The organism is bacterium (assembly GCA_024228115.1).
In the GTDB taxonomy this organism is placed as follows: Bacteria; Myxococcota_A; UBA9160; order UBA9160; family UBA6930.
Map to the genome: position 1 here is coordinate 1 of JAAETT010000669.1, position 15,024 is coordinate 15,024.

Genomic DNA, 15,024 nt, shown 5'->3' on the forward strand with positions numbered 1-15,024 from the left:
AGATGACAGCCTGTGCGGTAGAATCCGGCTTCATGAAGGGGCCCTTGTTGAGGGGAAACGCGTGTTGCAACTCGTTTCTACCGCAACTGGGGCCTTCTTCAATTCAAGACCACGACTTCTTCATGAATTATTCGCGCTAGCGCTGGTCCTCGAATGCCTTCCGGCCAGCCTGTCTCACCTTGTCCATGTTTGCGCGTTGCTCTGTCGTGAGCGCTCCTTAATCGGTGATCTGGCGCCCGAGGGCAGGAAAGGTCGGGATCTCATCGTCGGCGAGCTCCTGCATCTTCTCCTTGCGGGCCATCGCGGCTTCCAGATAGGGCGCGAGTTCCTCCATCTTCTTGCGCTCACGCGCCGCTTCTTCTTCCTTGAACTCGGGCATGACACGCTCCGCGAAGAGCTCGAGGGATTCGCAGATATGTTCGTGGCGATTGCGCCCTCCCTGCTGGATGAAGGTCACCTGGTCCACACCCGCCTCGGCAAACCCGCCGAGGTGGGCACGCAGCTCGTCCGGCGTACCGATGCCGCGGTTCGCGCCGTCGTCGGGCAGCATCGGCCGCGCTTTCTCGAAGGCCTTCCAGATATCCGTGCGGCCCGGTTTGTGCTCACCGAAGATGTAGTGGTGGCCCAGACCGAAGCCGAAGAAGCGGAAACCGTCTTGCCCGCGGCGCTTCGCTTCTTCGCCGTCTTCATGAAGCGAAAAGCCCGTCACCATCGCGATGTTCGGGTTGATGGCGTGACCGATCGGCACACATTCCTCCTTGAGAATGCGGTAGTAGTCATCGACCCACTTCTTGGCCTCGGCAGGGTCGACGAAGGCGAAGGTGAGTGCGCCGATACCACAACGAGCTGCAAGCTTGATCGTCTCGCGGTTCGAGCACGCCACCCATAGCGGTGGATGGGGCCTCTGCGCCGGCTTGGGAACGATGTTCCGACAAGGCATGTCGAAGAACTTTCCCTGGAACCCCGGGTAGGGATCCATCACCAGCATGTTGGCGATCTGTTCCGTCGCCTCCCGCCAGGCTTCCCGCTTGCTCGCGACATCGACATTGAAGCCGCCGAGCTCGAGAATGGCGGAGGACTCGCCAGTGCCGAATTCGACGCGACCGTTCGAGACGAGATCGAGCGTGGCGATGCGCTCTGCGACCCGCGCCGGGTGGTTGTAGCCGGGGGGCGTCTGCACGATGCCGTGGCCCAGGCGAATGTTCTGGGTGCGCTGGGAGCACGCCGCCAGGAAGACTTCTGGAGCCGAGGAGTGGGAGTATTCCTCGAGAAAGTGGTGCTCCACCTCCCACGCGAAGTCGATGCCTACGCGATCGGCCAACTCCACCTGATCGAGGGCTTCCTGGAACAGGCGCAGCTCATCGCCGTCGTTCCAGGGCCGCGGCAACTGGTGCTCGTAGAAGATTCCGAACTTCATTGGGGGCTCCGGGCGCTAGGGGTTCGAACCGCGACACGCTCGTCGAGAGCAGAGAACGCGATCAGTGGGCCAGCTGGAACCCATGAAATGGAACGCGGGTGAGGTAGCAGGGCCCTCCCGGGCCTCCGTCGGGGCGATCCGGCAATGCCGGTGCACGAAGCGCCGCAGGTCTCGGCTAGCTGCCGCCCCAAAGACCAGGGCCTGGGTCGACGGCTCGTTCCCGATTGTCCGCGTCCCTCGGAACCCGCTTCAAGTCCGCCTGGCCGGGCGAACCCCAGAGGTGGGCCGTCGGTCTCCGCGCAGTGTTGGAAGCTCCCGGGTCCAGGAGGATTCCCTGCTCTTGCCGACCGTTGCGGCTTCCTTCGCCGCAACCGCCGTATGGCTCGCGATCCGTCGACGTGAAACCCTGGATGCGGACACTCAGTTCCGCCGACGAGTGCGAGACCTCGCTCTCCTGTGCCGCTCCATCGGGCTTCGAGTTCAACCTACACCCACCGGCACCGAACTGGAAGCCCAATTCTCGTCGATTGTGCGCAGCGGAATTCAACTTCCGGTAAACGCCGCGATGCGTTCTACCAGGGTTTCCACGCGGGTGAAGGGCAACATATGGCCGCCGCCTGGAACCATCCAGAGTTCGCTTTCGGGAGCGAGCCCGTGAAGCGTCTCCCCGACGCTGGCAGGCACCAGACGATCACCGTCCCCATGAATCACCAGGATGGCAGCTGTAGATCCGAAGGGTCGATGTCCGCGCGCCCGTCAAGATCCCGCCCTTCGTTGCGAAACGTCTCGAGCGTATGAGGCGCCGCGAAATTGGCGTCGAGCAACGCACGGTACCCCGGCGTGACGCGCTCGGGTTCGAAGGCAAGCGCGGTCATGTTCTCGCGTAGGCGTGCGGCGACCGGAGGAACCGCGCTGATCCACGAGAGAACGGGCCCGACCATCAACTCCATCAGCCACTCTGGCGGTGCAGGGCGATCCTCGACGCCCGGCCCCACCGAACCCACCAGCACGACACGAGCCAGGCGCGACGCATCCTTCTTTGCCGCCGCGATCGATGTTCCACCCCCGTAGGACCAGCCGACGAGCGTCACCTCGCGAAGATCCTCTGCCGCGAGGAGAGCGAGGAGTTCATTCGCGTTCGCATCGACGCGTGAGGGCACGGTGCGCGCGTCGGAGCGACCGTATCCCACGCGATCGTACGCCAACGCGTGATGGCCACGCTCCGCCAACGCATCCATCACCGAGCGCCAATCGTAAGCGGAACCCGGGTGCCCATGAACGAGGACGACCGGGGGGCCGGAACCCGCTTCGATGAGGTTCACCCCCACACCAGGCGCCACTTCCACCCGCCGTCCGGCCAGCGGAAGCTCGGGCTCGGCGGTTGGAAACAAGGCGAAGACCAGCGGCGGCAGCACGAGTGCCACCACCACGAGCATCAGCAGGATACGGAGGAGGCGGGCCACGCCTTCGGCGCTAGTTCACATCCAACCAGAGCCCGATGAACTCGCCGGCACGCGAGGCCTCGACGAAGGACGTCGTGAGCCCCAGCAGGCTCGGGATCGGGAACGAGCCGAGGGAGTCAGCAAGGGAGGGCAGCGCCGCATCGAGAGCAAAGGTCAGCACGGCATCGAGCACGGCCTCGTTGGTGTCGATCCGGTTCAATACGATGTCGATATTGATGGTACCGGGCACCACGCTCGCGATCGTGATCGCCAGTTCCCCGGCAACGAAGTTGAAGTCGAGGCCCACCTGCGCGTCGACCACCACCGTCACCAGCGGAACGTTGCTGCCTTCCGGCTGCAACTTGAGGACGAGACCGGGCACGTACATGAGCGCGAGCTCACCCGCCGGGCCTGGGGCTCCCGTGATGAACGGGGCGGCTCCGGGCTCGAGGATCATTTCGAACGGTTCGGCCGGATCGAGGATCGCCATCTCCGGGATGAACGCTGTGAGCAAACCCGCCGTGAGCGGAAGCGGCCCGGTGCCAAAGAGATCGAGTTCGGTAATCGTCGACGCCAGCAGGCCGCTCTCGACCTCCGCCTTCAACAGCTGATTGAAAGCGGACGTCCCAAGGGAGAGTGCAAGCCCGTAGGGAAGCCCACCGACCGGCGTGAGCGCCGGGAAGTCCGGGAATACCTCGTCCACGTGGTAGGAAGCCAGAAGATCGGGTGCGCCAGCGGCCGGCATCGAAGCCGTGATGCTCGCATCCGTCCCGATCGTCAGGCCGTTCGGATCCTCGAGGGCGGCGAACGTCGGGGCATCCATGTTCACGCCGATCGAGGTGCCGATCGCGCCGTCGATATCCAGTCCGGCCGTGGCCGTCTCGATGGCATCGGCAATCGGCGCATCCGCCGGCCCTGTTCCGTCCGGGTCGGAGAGGAAGGACTGGAAGCCGGAGGTCACGTCGTCCTGGAGGTCGCCGATGATCAACCCGATCAGATCCCCGATGATGGGCACGTCGCAGATTCCGCTCACGAATGACTGATTGAAGCCACTGAAGCTCACGCTGATCGCGGTCTGATGAACGTCGAGGCCCGGGAGGGATGTGGGAACCGTCGGCTCGACCTCGTAGGTTCCGGGAAGATCCGTCAGTGCCGCCGTCAAGCGGACGCCGCAAGTCGGAACCAGCCCGGTGCCACTGATCTGGATGTGGATATCCAGGTCGTAGATCGAAACCGTGCCGTTCAAGGCATCGGTGATCGGCACGATGTCGAGGCCGAAGCCCGAGATCGACGGCGGCGGATTGGAAATCGACGTCGTGGCCGAGCCCAGGCACGTTCCGAACGGCCCGGGGATCTTACAGCCGCTATCCAGCACGGTCCCAACGGGTAGGAGAGCCGCCGGATCCAACGTGACCAGGCTCGCCATCACCGGCGCCATCGCAGCCAGCCCGGTGTCCGTGATGCGCATGGCCATGGCCTCGAGCGAATAGGCGCCATCTGCGACGGAATCGGAATTGAAAACGGTGATCCGCTCGCGCCGGGTAATCAGCCCGGATACCCCCGTGACCATGATGGGATTTACGATCGCGACCGGGTCGAGCGTGACGCTCGTGCTCCAGCTGCCGTCGGGCTGAATCGGAACCGACGTGGCTCCCACGGTCAGCGTGGCATTCGCGGCTGCATTGAGGAAGCGCCCGTCCAGCGTGATCGATGGGGCCGTCGTAAAGATGCCACTCGCCGGAGAATCCACGATGAGCTTGGGCTTGGGGTTGCAGCTCCCGCCCATGCCGAAGATCAACACGAAGCCAAGCAATACAATCAGGGCGAACCGGTTCCGGGCGAGCGGCGAGCGCATGCAATTCTCCTTGGTGAACTGAGCCACTGTGAAGCAATCCCGGTGCCGGGAAAAAGTTCCCGACATCCCTTGGATTTCAGCAGTTTACGCGACTCGACCGATGGTTGGGCCCGGCATTTGAGAATGGGTTTTCTGCGAGTGGAAAGGTTTTTCCCTCAGGGTTCCGAGAACGGGACAACTCGCGTTTCCACCGGCGAAGGCTCCTCTGCGCCGATCCACCTGAAGAGCATCCCGCCCTGCTGGCTACGTCCCGGAAACTGGAGCTGCTTCGCTTCGCCGGGGAGGGGCACGGGTCACGCGACTCCGCACCGCGCGCGAGAAGCGAAGCGGAACCAGACCGAAGGGGCCCCGAGCTAGCCGATCCGTCCCATCGGCTCGATCACGCCCTCCGCCCCACGGATGACCGCCTCGAGGAGAGCCTTCGAGCGGTCGACCGCTCCATCCACACTGCCGTCCGTTTTCCGGGATGCGAGTTGCAGCTCGTGCAACTCGTTCTGGGTCAGGAACTCGACGACCGGGAGACGCCCGAGGCGTTTGTGCACCTTCCGCTCGGCCTTCGCTGCAGCGCGCAGCAGTGAGGCTTCGGCCGCCGTTCCCTTGCCGTTCTCGAAGCGTGCAAGCTTCTCGAGGGCCCGGTTGGCTTCCGTCTGCAGGAGGCGAGCGGCCTGGGCGAGAGAGCGACTCGCTTCGGCGAGGCCACCCGACGCTGGAGCCGCAGCCGCAGCGGCCAACGCTTCCTCCACGGGGAGCGTTGGACCTTCGAGTGCACGAATCAGTGGGCCGAAGGCCTCATGCTCGAGACCAGGGATGCGGGCCCCACCTTCCGTGCAGTTGATGAGGCGTACGCCTTCCGGCGCCAGGATCTTCCCGATGGCCCGATACTCCTCCCGGAAGCTTGCATAGCTCCGGTCGGTCCAGACCTCTTCGCCATGCCATCCTTCGACACGAAGCGTACCTGGAGCGAGTTCGCGATCCGGTGTCGGACGCCCGAACAGATCCGCCTTGATCTTGAGATTCGTGAAGTAGAGGCTGCCGTCCTCGTGCTGGGTCACCCCCATGTCCTCGTACAATGAGCCCTCCGCATAACGTCGTCCGCTGGTGAATGCGAGATCCTGGCCGATCAGCATCACGTTCTCTGCGCCGAGAAAGACGGCCAGGAAGACCGCTGAGGCTGCGACCGTTCCGCCGGAGCGAAGCCACTCGGTTTCACCCAGCGCTTCGCCCAACCACCTACGCAGCCAACGCGCGGAGTTCGTCCGAGGTATGCGTCGAACCGTCCGGGCTCCAGCCCGGCGGCTTGATCAGGTAGGCCAGGCGGGTTCGCCAGGGGCCCGGCCGGAGAGCATCGCGAATCACTGCAATCCACTCGTGGAATGCGATCCAGAAGGGGTTGTAGGAATCGATGTTCTTGGTGAGCCCGTAGACGACCTTCTCCTGCTCGGGCTCGAACGTTCCGAACAGCTTGTCCCAGACGATGAAGACCCCTGCGTGGTTGCGATCGAGATACTGGAGATTGGTGCCGTGGTGCACGCGATGGTGGCTCGGCGTATTCATCACCGCCTCGAATGCGGCGGGAAAGCGATCGATCTCTTCCGTATGGATCCAGAATTGGTAGACCAGATTGAGGGAGTAGACGGTGACGACCATCAGTGGATCGAAACCCAGCAGCGGGATCGGCGCGTAGAAGATCAGGGCGGTCATCGGCGTCCAGCTCTGGCGTAGTGCCGTCGCCAGGTTGTAGTGCGTGCTCGAGTGGTGGGTCACGTGGGCCGCCCATAGCACCCGCACCTCGTGATGCAGCCGGTGGAACCAGTAGTAGGCGAAATCGACGACGATGAACGCCGCAATCCACGTCGAGATGCCATGCCCCAGATCGAAGAAGGCATAGGAGTAGGCCCATTCGTAGGCGCCCAACTTGACGCCCACCCAGGCCATGCCGACGACGACACTGCCGATACCCATGGTGACACTCGCAATACTGTCCCTGGCCTCGTGAACCGGCGCACCACGGCGACGGGTGAGCCAGACCTCCAGCAGCAACAACGCGATGAATGCGGGCGCCGTCCAAAGGGTGAAATCCATCTCAGGCAACCTCCTTGCGAACGAGCTCGGCCAGGGCGGCGAGCATCGGCTCGTGGATTTCGAAATCCCGGGCGGCCAGGCTCCCGAGCGCAGCGCCCTGAAGAGCATTCACGACCAGGGAAACGGTGGTTTCGAAGTCAGGCCGCCCGGCCACGTTGGGAAAGAGTTCATGGGCGATTCGCCGCAGGTCGGCGCCGTGTTGATCCGCGACCGGCGCAAGCGTCCGCGCAAGCTCCCGATCCGTACGCGAGGCGTTGTACAGCTCGAAGGCCGTGTGGAGCTTCGGCTCCTGGAAGATCTCCCACAACACGCGGACCGCGGCTTCGGCTCGATCCTGGGCGCCGACCAGGCGCGGCAGCCTGGCCTGGAAGAGCTGCTTGAGATCCGCGAACAACACCGCAGCCGCCGCCGCCACGAGGGCGGCCTTTGTGGGGAAATGGCTGAATAGCGCCCCCTGGGAGAGGCCCGATCGGGCGCAGATGCGGGTCGTCGTCGCTCCCGCCCATCCATGCTCCACGAGCATCTCCACGGTGGCCTCCAGGAGCTCGCGGCGGGTCGTCTCGCGACGCTGCTTCTGGGTGCGACGGGGCAGATGGGTGCTCGGCATGGGATCACCCTAGATCAATATTTACAAAGTGACAAGTCACTTTATAAATATTCGAGGCCAGGAGGGGATAGATTTCCCGGAATGCGCATCCTCATCGTCCTCGTCAGCCTTCTGGCGCTCGGAGCCCTTTTCCTCTCGACCACCGCAGGGCGCCGTCTGGCCGAGCGGCTGGGCCTCCCGCCACTCCGCGACAAAGTCCCGAAGGAAGACCGCGCCTTCCTGTTGAAAGCATGCGACGGGAACCGTGGCCGGGTACGAGAGCGGTTGGATGCTGAGCGTGTGAGATCACCGGACGCATCGGATGCGGAACTTCACCGCAAGGCGATCCGGCGGGTGTTTCAGGAGCGCGATAGCTGAGGACGGCGCGAGAATCAGCCGGCCCCGCGGATCCAGGTCGGGCGTGTCAATCCGAGGGGAGACTGATCACGAAACAGGCCCCACCCGCTTCGGATTTCTCGACGCGGACCGACCCCGCGTGATCCCGTACAACGCTTTCGACGATCGCCAGGCCGAGACCATTGCCCTGGCTCTTGCCTTCAGTCACGAAGGGCTCGAAGAGTCTGTCCTGGATCTCCTCGGAAATACCGCGGCCCGAGTCCGCCACACTCAGCTCCACCCGCTCGTCGAATCCACGGGCTGCGACCTCGAGCGTTCCGCCCTGGGGCATCTCCTCCACGGCATTCTGCAGCAGATTGCGAAGCGCTCGCAGCAACTGGTCTTCGTCACCTCGGAGTTGAAGGCCAGGGGCCCCGTGAAGACCGACGTGGATGCCGGCGCAACCAGCGAGTTCGAGATAGGGTGCGACGGCTTTGCTCAGGAGCGCGTCAACCTGGAGATCCACGGGCGCGAGGGGGCACTTCGAGACACGGGTCACCTCGAGAAGTTCCTCGCACATTCGCGCCATGCGCTGGGTCTCCTGGAGGATTTCCGCGAGCAACTCCGACGCGGTCTCCTCTTGATCTCTGGCGATCTGCGCGAGTCCCTGGATGGCCGCCAGAGGTCCACGAAGATCGTGGACGATCGTGGCAATCGTCTTGCCGACGGCCGAGAGCCGTTCACTCGCAAGCAGCTGGGATTGCGATCTCTCTAGCTCGGCGAGCGCTTCTTGGAGGGCATGGTTCTGCTCGACCGTGATCGAAACGAGTCGCCGATTTTCCCGTGCGAGGCCGACACGAACGAGAACGCCTCGCACGGCCTCCTCCAGGTCCGGTGGCGAGCAGGGTTTATGAAGGTAGGCATGAACTCGGCCCCGATTGATGGAATCGACAGTCGAGTCCATGTCCGAGTAGCCAGTGAGAAGGATGCAGCCGACGTTCTCGTCCTGTTCGGCGACCTTTGCCAGCAACTCGACGCCGGACATACCCGGCATTCGTTGGTCAGAGACGATCAAGTCGAATGCTCCAGGCGAGAACTTCCGCCAGGCCTCGTCGCCACTGGCGGCCGTCTCGACATCACCGAGACGCCGGAGCGAGCGGACTAGCAGTCCGACCGCGCGGGGCTCATCGTCCACGACCAGGATTCGGGGCTTGTCCACGACCTGTCATCGACCGGTCCGGAAATCGACCTTAGAGAGCGCACCCGAAACTGAGCAGTTCGCCTAGGCTGTACGCCCGATCCAGGACTGGATTCGCTCTGCGGCTCCAGCGCCCACGTCGCTGAACGAGACATCCAGGCCTCCGGGGCGACCCCACGCAGGCTCCACCACACCCTCGACCCGAGCAGCCAGCGGCAGCCGTTGGCGATTCACCACGAGGGTCAGCACCAGCTCGCTCCCGGCCTCCACCGGACCCTCGGCGAGCAGAAATGCCCCATCCGGCCTAAGCGATCCAATCTCCCAGGCGACCGTGAGCGCCAGCGGCTCCTCGGGATCGACGAGCAGCGCGTAGCCAAGCGCCGCCGTCGTCCGTCGCCTGGAAGGCGCGGCCACCTGGGTGGGCACGTGACGTTCCCAGACCTCGACGATGTCGCTGAGCGCCAGAGGCTTGGGCAGGTAGTCGAGCGCGCCGAGGCGATGGGCCAGTGTGGCACCGCCGGGGGTGGGCTTTGAGGTCACAATGATCGAGGGCATTTCGGGCCTCTCGTCTCGCAGCAGATCGAAGCCGGTGCCATCGGGCAGCACCACATCCGTGACCAGCAGCTCGATGTCGTCGCGCTTTTGAAGCTGTTCCGCCGCTTCGGCGCAGGTCCGGGCGGTGATCACCTCCTCGCAGCAGGTTTCGAGCATCCGGCGCAGGGCGTCGGAGAAGACGGCTGAATCGTCGACCAGCAGAACGGTTCCCAATTCGATCGTCATCATCTGTTCCCCAGTTGTTGTGTTCAAGCCTTCATCGGCTCGGGAAAGCTCTCGCCCCGTACGGCCCATGCCAAAGAGAGCGGAAGAATGAAGCCGGTCAACGCGATGGCGTTTTGCGGCGAGCGGCCCCCCGTCACGAACTCGAAGAGCGTGATGACGACGGGAAGCAACAAGGCGACCCCGCAGCCGAGTGCGACCGTGCGCAGCCGTGCGCGCACCTCGGCAACCAGGGGCCGGCGGTAGCGTTCGACCTCGGAGACCACGAATACGACCAGCGCGACGCCGATGGCGCTCACAGCGACCAGGTGAGTCGTCGTGTACACGCTCGGTGTCCGGAGGCCCCATTGGTTGGCGGCGGCAAGGAACCCGGCGAGGATGTACGGAACGACGACCAGCCATGGGCGGCGACGCACCGGGCCGAGCGCGGTCGGGAAGCAGAGGGCCATGTGCAGGGCGCAGGCAGGCAACAGGGTCTCGGCGAGGGCGTGCACCCGGAAGGTCCGGTAGGGCCCGTAGATGTCCATCGCCGTCAACGCCCACACCGCGGCGACCAGCAGGATGGGTGCGACCGCCATCGCCGAGTCGTTGCGATCTCGGGCTCCCAGGGCGATCAGGGCGGCGATTCCAAGGGCCAGGCCGTTCAAGAGATAGAGGCCGTGTAGAAGCGTGGCGTCTCGCCAGCCGAAGTGACGGGTGGCGATCGATCGCTCGAAGCTCCCCTCGCTTCCGCGGAAGCTGTAGGCAAGCTCGGTGCCGATCGGGCTCTCGGCAACGATCGCGCGGATCGCGTTGACGTGCAGGGTGCGCTCGCCGTCGATCGCAGTGATCTCGTGCTGGTAGATCTCACCTCCGGCCGTGCCAGGCCAGAGAGAGAGGCCCACCGAGGCAACGACGCGATTCTCGAGGACCAGAAAGCCCGGGAAGGGCTGACCGATCTGCGAGAGGGCGCCCGCCCCGCCAGCCAGCCCTGCCAGGAGAAGCAGGACGGCAGCGGCGACGCGAAGCGGGTCATGAAAGAAGGAACGCATGGAGGAACTACCTGAGAGAGAGTGTGAACGAAGAGTCGTTGCTCTACTTCAGGGTTGCGGTCGCCGTGGCCCCGTCACTGGCAGTGACGGTGACCGTGCGGCCATCCAGGTTCGTGTTGGTCTTGTACTTGTACTCGAAGCGATCCTTCTTCGCGTTCCACTTCATGGCGCCTGCACCGACACCGTCGACGGTCGCGGTCAACGTCACGTCCGGGCTCGAAGCCGTGGCGAACACTTTGACGATGGCCCTCTTGTTGTTGTAGACCGACGTGGTGATCGTGATCTCGGTAGTCGGCGTGACCGGCTCCGGATCGGAAACCGTCACGAGCTCAGGTTCGGAGACCGTTGCCGGCGCCACGGCGACCGTCGATTCTTCCGTCGCCTTCAACGTCACCTCGTCGGAGCCGGCGAAGATCGCACCGAGTGCGTCCATGGTGGCATTCTCGGTCTTGTAGACGGTCGCGCCAAACGTCAGCTCGGCCATCTCCTCGGGTTCGATCGGAAGCTTGGTCACGGCAGCAGAGGCCAGCAGATCGACGGTTCGAGAGCCCGGCGAAACCTGGTCGGGCACGGAGATCGCAACGATCAACATGTCATGATCGATGTGGAAGCTCCCGTCCGGGTGGAAACCATCGCTTACTTCGTGGCTGCCACCCTGCTGGTGGGCCCTCGCGTAGGTCTGGAACTCGTGACGCCAATAGGTGAGCAGATCGCTGTTGTTCTCCTTGTCCCAGGCCTCGGCGACCTGCGAGTTGAAAGTGAGGCCGCGCAGTCCGGCGTCGTCCTCGACCTCCCATCCGTAGTAGCTACCCCATTCGCGCCCGGTGGCGTCCTCGACAGCCAGCGTGAAGAGCGTCAAGTCGACGCCATCGCGATTGTAGAACACGACGTCTTCCGGACCGAAGCGAACCGGGAGCTTGCCGAGGCTCATCGCGAACTGCGTCGGATCGAGAACGTCCCGAAGGTCGAACGGAATCAGGATGGTTCCATCCTCCGTCACTGCGACCATCAGCTCCTGCATCATGATGACTGCGTCGCCGGCCGGGAGGCGGCGCGGCAAGGCCATCGCTGTGAACAGGCTGGAATCGTAGACGTCAGTGTCTCCCCGCTCCGTCCCTTCCATCTCGGTCACATGGAGCTCGACCGGTCCTATGTTGACGAGCTTCGGCATTTCGATGCGAAGCTGGGTCTTGCTGTCGGCGACAACCGTCACCTTGGCGACGAACCATCCCGGCTTGCCGAACGAGACCTCGTAGGTCTTGCCGACATCGAACTCGTCCTTCTGGGCGTTGATCAGCATGGGCTGCCCACCCGAGGCGAACGGCGGCATGATTGGCGCCCAGGCCGGCGGCGGATGATCGCAGCCGCAGCCAGCAAGAATGGGAGCGGGGTTCGGCACCAGCGCCAGCAGCGCGAGAACTGCGGTAAGTGCGAAAAAGCGATAGATGGAGGTCATCACGAGGTCCCTTCGAGATCGAAAATCGGTTCCGTCGAGGCTCGAAGGAGCAAGGGCCATGCCATGGGCAGAAGACGCGGCAACCCCTCGAAAACGTGACGTTGTCCGCGGAGCGATCTGCCCGCGGCGGTGACGGCCCTCGGCACGTCCGGCTTCGTCAACATGCAAGCATCGACGAAGACACGCGAGATTGGGCTGCTTGCAACGCCGACAACCGGGTTGTCAGCACACAGCGACAACTGCGTTGTCGCTAGTTGCCCTCTCGAGCGAGCTGCGAGCGCTGCGGGAGTTCGACGCGAAAGCAGGTGCCCTGGCCGGGTTCGCTCCGCACCTCGAGTCGGCCGCTGTGGCGAGTCACGATCCCGTAGGAGATGGACAAGCCCAGCCCCGTCCCCGTCCCTACCTCCTTGGTGGTAAAGAACGGCTCGTAGATCCTCTCCACAACGTCCGGAGGGATGCCACAGCCGTCGTCTTCTACCTCGAAGAAGACTGAATCGTCGCCGACCTGACCGAGGCGAACCGTGATGTTGCCAGCTTCGCCGAGGGCGTCCGCGGCATTGGCCAGCAAGTTCATGAGTACCTGACCGATCTGGCCCTCCAGGCACTCGACCGGCGGGGTGTTCGCGTACTCGCGCTGTACCTCGATTCCTGTCAGGCGACCCCGCAGAAGGTTCACGGTGGCATCGAGGGCCTGGCCCAGGTCGACCTCGGAGACCTCACCTGCATCCGTTCGAGAGAAGCTACGCAGATCCCGAACGATGCGAGTTGCGCGCTCCACGCCCTCGTCGCAGCCCTGAAAGACCGATCCTAGATCTTCGAGAACGAAGTCCAGGTCGTGCGCTTCGCGAATCGCCGCAACCCGCTCGCAAAGCCCGGGCCCGTCCTCCTTCGCAGCATCCTGAACCTCCTCGAAGGCCCCGCGCAGGGCCTGCATGTAGCCCCGAAGATGGTGAATGTTGCCTTCGATGAAGTTCAGCGGGTTGTTGATCTCGTGGGCGACGCCCGCCACCAGCGCGCCAACCGAGGCCATCTTTTCCTGATGCACCATCTGACGCTGGGTCTCCTGCAACTCCTCGAGGGTTTCCGCCAACTCAGAGGTTCGTGCTTCGACCCTGCCCTCGAGCGTACGGTTGAGTTCCTGAAGCGCGTCGACGGCCAGCGCGTTCTCGAAGGCAATGGCGCCCTGGTTGGCGAGCACGTGGAGGAGGCGCCTGTCCTCACCGCCAAAGAAGGCCCCGGACCGTCTACCACCCAGCACCATCAAGGCCACGAGTCTGTCTTCCAGGGCGAAGGGGATTGCCAAGCCGCCGCCATCGAGGTCGTAGGCGAACTCGATCTGGCCGGAATCGAGTTCCTCTGCAATGTCTTCGGGAACCGCCATACGCGTCAGTTCCGGGCTGACGGAAGAGGCGTTCGACGCGCGAACCAGCAGCACGACGCTCTCGGGCTGAAATGCCTCCGTCACCGCTTCCCGGATCTTCTGCTCGATGAAATCGAGATCCGTAGCCGAGGCCAGGTCGGCACTCGTCCTCTCGACCAGAAGGCGAAAGTCGTAGCTGGTGCGGAAGAAGACGCGGTCGATCGCCGACTGCACTCGGTTCCGCAGGGGAAGCAGGACCAGGACGGACGCTCCTGCGAAGAGCCCACTGCGGGCACCCAGAGAAGGCGAGCCACTGAATTCGAAGACAGCCTCCATCAGCGTCGCGGTCAACGCATAGACACCGGCCAATGCGACGGTGAGTGCCGCGTAGCCGAACCCCCGCCGGACGATGATGTCGATATCGAGCAGGTTCTGGTGCAAGACCGCGTATCCGATCGCCAGCGGATACAGGAACACCGTCAGGGCAGCGGCACTTTCCGATGCCGCGCCGCCGGTCGCGACGGAGCTGAGGATCAGCAAGCCGGGCGGGCCCAGGGAGACCACCGTTCCCAGGGCCAGCACCTTCACCCGTTGACGCGCCTCGAAACTCTCCGACCAACGCCACGCGTAGACCTGTGAAGCCAGCAAGGCCGCCAGCCCGATCCCGAACCCGATCACGGCCACACGATGGGTCGCGGTGTACAGCACGGGATCGTAGAGGCCGACCTGATTCGCGACAGCGAGCACGGCTGACGCGCCATACACGCCGGGGAGAAGCCATGGATACCGCTCGAGGAGAGCATGGGGAGCAGGAAAGACCAGCGCGACATGAACGGTCGCCGCGAACAAGAAACACTCGAAGGCAGCGTGCAGTCGAAATAGATGATAGTCCCCGTAGAGGTCCATCGCCGTCAGTGCGAACATGCCACTGATCCAAAGCGACCAGGCAATGCCGCCTGCACGACGCATCTCGCCGCCACGCAAGAACCGGATCGTCAGCGCGACGCCGCAGAGACTGAGTCCGCATAACAAGAAGGCGCCGAACAAGAAGATGTAGTCCGTTCGACTGAACATCCGGGTCTCGATGATGCGTTCCGTTTCCTCACCGGTGGGTGCGCGGAATCGAAGAGCGACGGGCGTCCCTACGGGAACCGTTCGCGCGTATTGGCGCAGTTCGCGCGCATCTGCGAGGAGGTTCCCGTTGGCCGCGACGAGTTCCTGTTGGAAGAGGTCCCCTGCGGCGGTCGCTGGCCAGTTCTCCAGCCCCGCCGAAGCGACGACACGGTTCTCGAGCAGGAGCAGTCCGGAGAAAGGTTGATCGACGAAGCCCAGCGAACTCCGCACACCCACGGCCGTCGCAACCAGCCACAAGGCGACACCGATCCAGAGGATCGCATCCTTCTCGCTGCGCACAGCCATGCTGGCCGTTTTCGGTCTGACACACGGGTAGCTAAAGGCACACCTGCGCACGGACGATGCCCCCG

Annotated in this window: 14 protein-coding genes; 1 reads left to right on the plus strand and 13 read right to left on the minus strand. The window is 64.0% G+C overall.

What is annotated here, in order from left to right; genetic code table 11:
- Positions 1-217 precede the first annotated feature (217 nt).
- The 8 genes from GY937_27670 to GY937_27705 form a co-directional block, all read right to left on the minus strand.
- Positions 218-1,417, minus strand: coding sequence for an LLM class flavin-dependent oxidoreductase (locus GY937_27670; GenBank protein ID MCP5060494.1), 1,200 nt, complete (start codon positions 1,415-1,417; stop codon positions 218-220).
- A 175-nt stretch (positions 1,418-1,592) separates the two neighbouring features.
- Entirely contained in the window at positions 1,593-1,901 is a 309-nt protein-coding gene (locus tag GY937_27675) for a hypothetical protein (GenBank protein ID MCP5060495.1), read from the minus strand.
- 59 nt (positions 1,902-1,960) lie between these two features.
- Positions 1,961-2,101, minus strand: a complete 141-nt coding sequence (locus GY937_27680) for a hypothetical protein (GenBank protein ID MCP5060496.1) — start codon at positions 2,099-2,101, stop codon at positions 1,961-1,963.
- A 23-nt stretch (positions 2,102-2,124) separates the two neighbouring features.
- Entirely contained in the window at positions 2,125-2,880 is a 756-nt protein-coding gene (locus GY937_27685; protein MCP5060497.1) for an alpha/beta hydrolase, read from the minus strand.
- 10 nt (positions 2,881-2,890) lie between these two features.
- Entirely contained in the window at positions 2,891-4,714 is a 1,824-nt protein-coding gene (locus GY937_27690) for a hypothetical protein (protein MCP5060498.1), read from the minus strand.
- Positions 4,715-5,067: 353 nt separating this feature from the next.
- Positions 5,068-5,940, minus strand: coding sequence for a motility associated factor glycosyltransferase family protein (locus tag GY937_27695; GenBank protein MCP5060499.1), 873 nt, complete (start codon positions 5,938-5,940; stop codon positions 5,068-5,070).
- A 4-nt stretch (positions 5,941-5,944) separates the two neighbouring features.
- Positions 5,945-6,796, minus strand: coding sequence for a sterol desaturase family protein (locus GY937_27700; GenBank protein ID MCP5060500.1), 852 nt, complete (start codon positions 6,794-6,796; stop codon positions 5,945-5,947).
- A 1-nt stretch (position 6,797) separates the two neighbouring features.
- Positions 6,798-7,403 (minus strand): TetR/AcrR family transcriptional regulator, encoded by a 606-nt coding sequence (locus GY937_27705; GenBank protein MCP5060501.1) that lies wholly within the window; start codon positions 7,401-7,403, stop codon positions 6,798-6,800.
- 81 nt (positions 7,404-7,484) lie between these two features.
- Here GY937_27705 and GY937_27710 point away from each other — a divergent pair, with 81 nt between their 5' ends.
- The gene (locus tag GY937_27710) at positions 7,485-7,760 is read left to right on the plus strand and encodes a hypothetical protein (protein MCP5060502.1); all 276 of its coding nucleotides are present in this window, start codon (positions 7,485-7,487) and stop codon (positions 7,758-7,760) included.
- Between the two features lie 46 nt (positions 7,761-7,806).
- On the opposite strand, the gene GY937_27715 is transcribed toward GY937_27710, so the two are convergent.
- From GY937_27715 to GY937_27735, 5 genes are all read right to left on the minus strand, one after another.
- Complete coding sequence (locus GY937_27715; GenBank protein MCP5060503.1) at positions 7,807-8,937, minus strand: hybrid sensor histidine kinase/response regulator; 1,131 nt, start codon at positions 8,935-8,937, stop codon at positions 7,807-7,809.
- Positions 8,938-9,000: 63 nt separating this feature from the next.
- Positions 9,001-9,699 (minus strand): response regulator, encoded by a 699-nt coding sequence (locus tag GY937_27720; GenBank protein MCP5060504.1) that lies wholly within the window; start codon positions 9,697-9,699, stop codon positions 9,001-9,003.
- Positions 9,700-9,719: 20 nt separating this feature from the next.
- Entirely contained in the window at positions 9,720-10,724 is a 1,005-nt protein-coding gene (locus GY937_27725) for a hypothetical protein (GenBank protein ID MCP5060505.1), read from the minus strand.
- Between the two features lie 43 nt (positions 10,725-10,767).
- Entirely contained in the window at positions 10,768-12,180 is a 1,413-nt protein-coding gene (locus tag GY937_27730; GenBank protein MCP5060506.1) for a hypothetical protein, read from the minus strand.
- A gap of 250 nt (positions 12,181-12,430) precedes the next feature.
- The gene (locus tag GY937_27735; GenBank protein ID MCP5060507.1) at positions 12,431-14,959 is read right to left on the minus strand and encodes a hypothetical protein; all 2,529 of its coding nucleotides are present in this window, start codon (positions 14,957-14,959) and stop codon (positions 12,431-12,433) included.
- Positions 14,960-15,024 lie beyond the last annotated feature (65 nt).

Excerpts from the sequence above, each read along its gene's own strand:
- GY937_27670 (MCP5060494.1), bottom strand. The coding sequence starts at position 1,417 with ATGAAGTTCGGAATCTTCTACGAGCACCAGTTGCCGCGGCCCTGGAAC.
- GY937_27690 (MCP5060498.1), bottom strand. The coding sequence starts at position 4,714 with ATGCGCTCGCCGCTCGCCCGGAACCGGTTCGCCCTGATTGTATTGCTT.
- GY937_27700 (MCP5060500.1), bottom strand. The coding sequence starts at position 6,796 with ATGGATTTCACCCTTTGGACGGCGCCCGCATTCATCGCGTTGTTGCTG.
- GY937_27705 (MCP5060501.1), bottom strand. The coding sequence starts at position 7,403 with ATGCCGAGCACCCATCTGCCCCGTCGCACCCAGAAGCAGCGTCGCGAG.
- GY937_27710 (MCP5060502.1), top strand. The coding sequence starts at position 7,485 with ATGCGCATCCTCATCGTCCTCGTCAGCCTTCTGGCGCTCGGAGCCCTT.
- GY937_27720 (MCP5060504.1), bottom strand. The coding sequence starts at position 9,699 with ATGATGACGATCGAATTGGGAACCGTTCTGCTGGTCGACGATTCAGCC.
- GY937_27725 (MCP5060505.1), bottom strand. The coding sequence starts at position 10,724 with ATGCGTTCCTTCTTTCATGACCCGCTTCGCGTCGCCGCTGCCGTCCTG.
- GY937_27730 (MCP5060506.1), bottom strand. The coding sequence starts at position 12,180 with ATGACCTCCATCTATCGCTTTTTCGCACTTACCGCAGTTCTCGCGCTG.
- GY937_27735 (MCP5060507.1), bottom strand. The coding sequence starts at position 14,959 with ATGGCTGTGCGCAGCGAGAAGGATGCGATCCTCTGGATCGGTGTCGCC.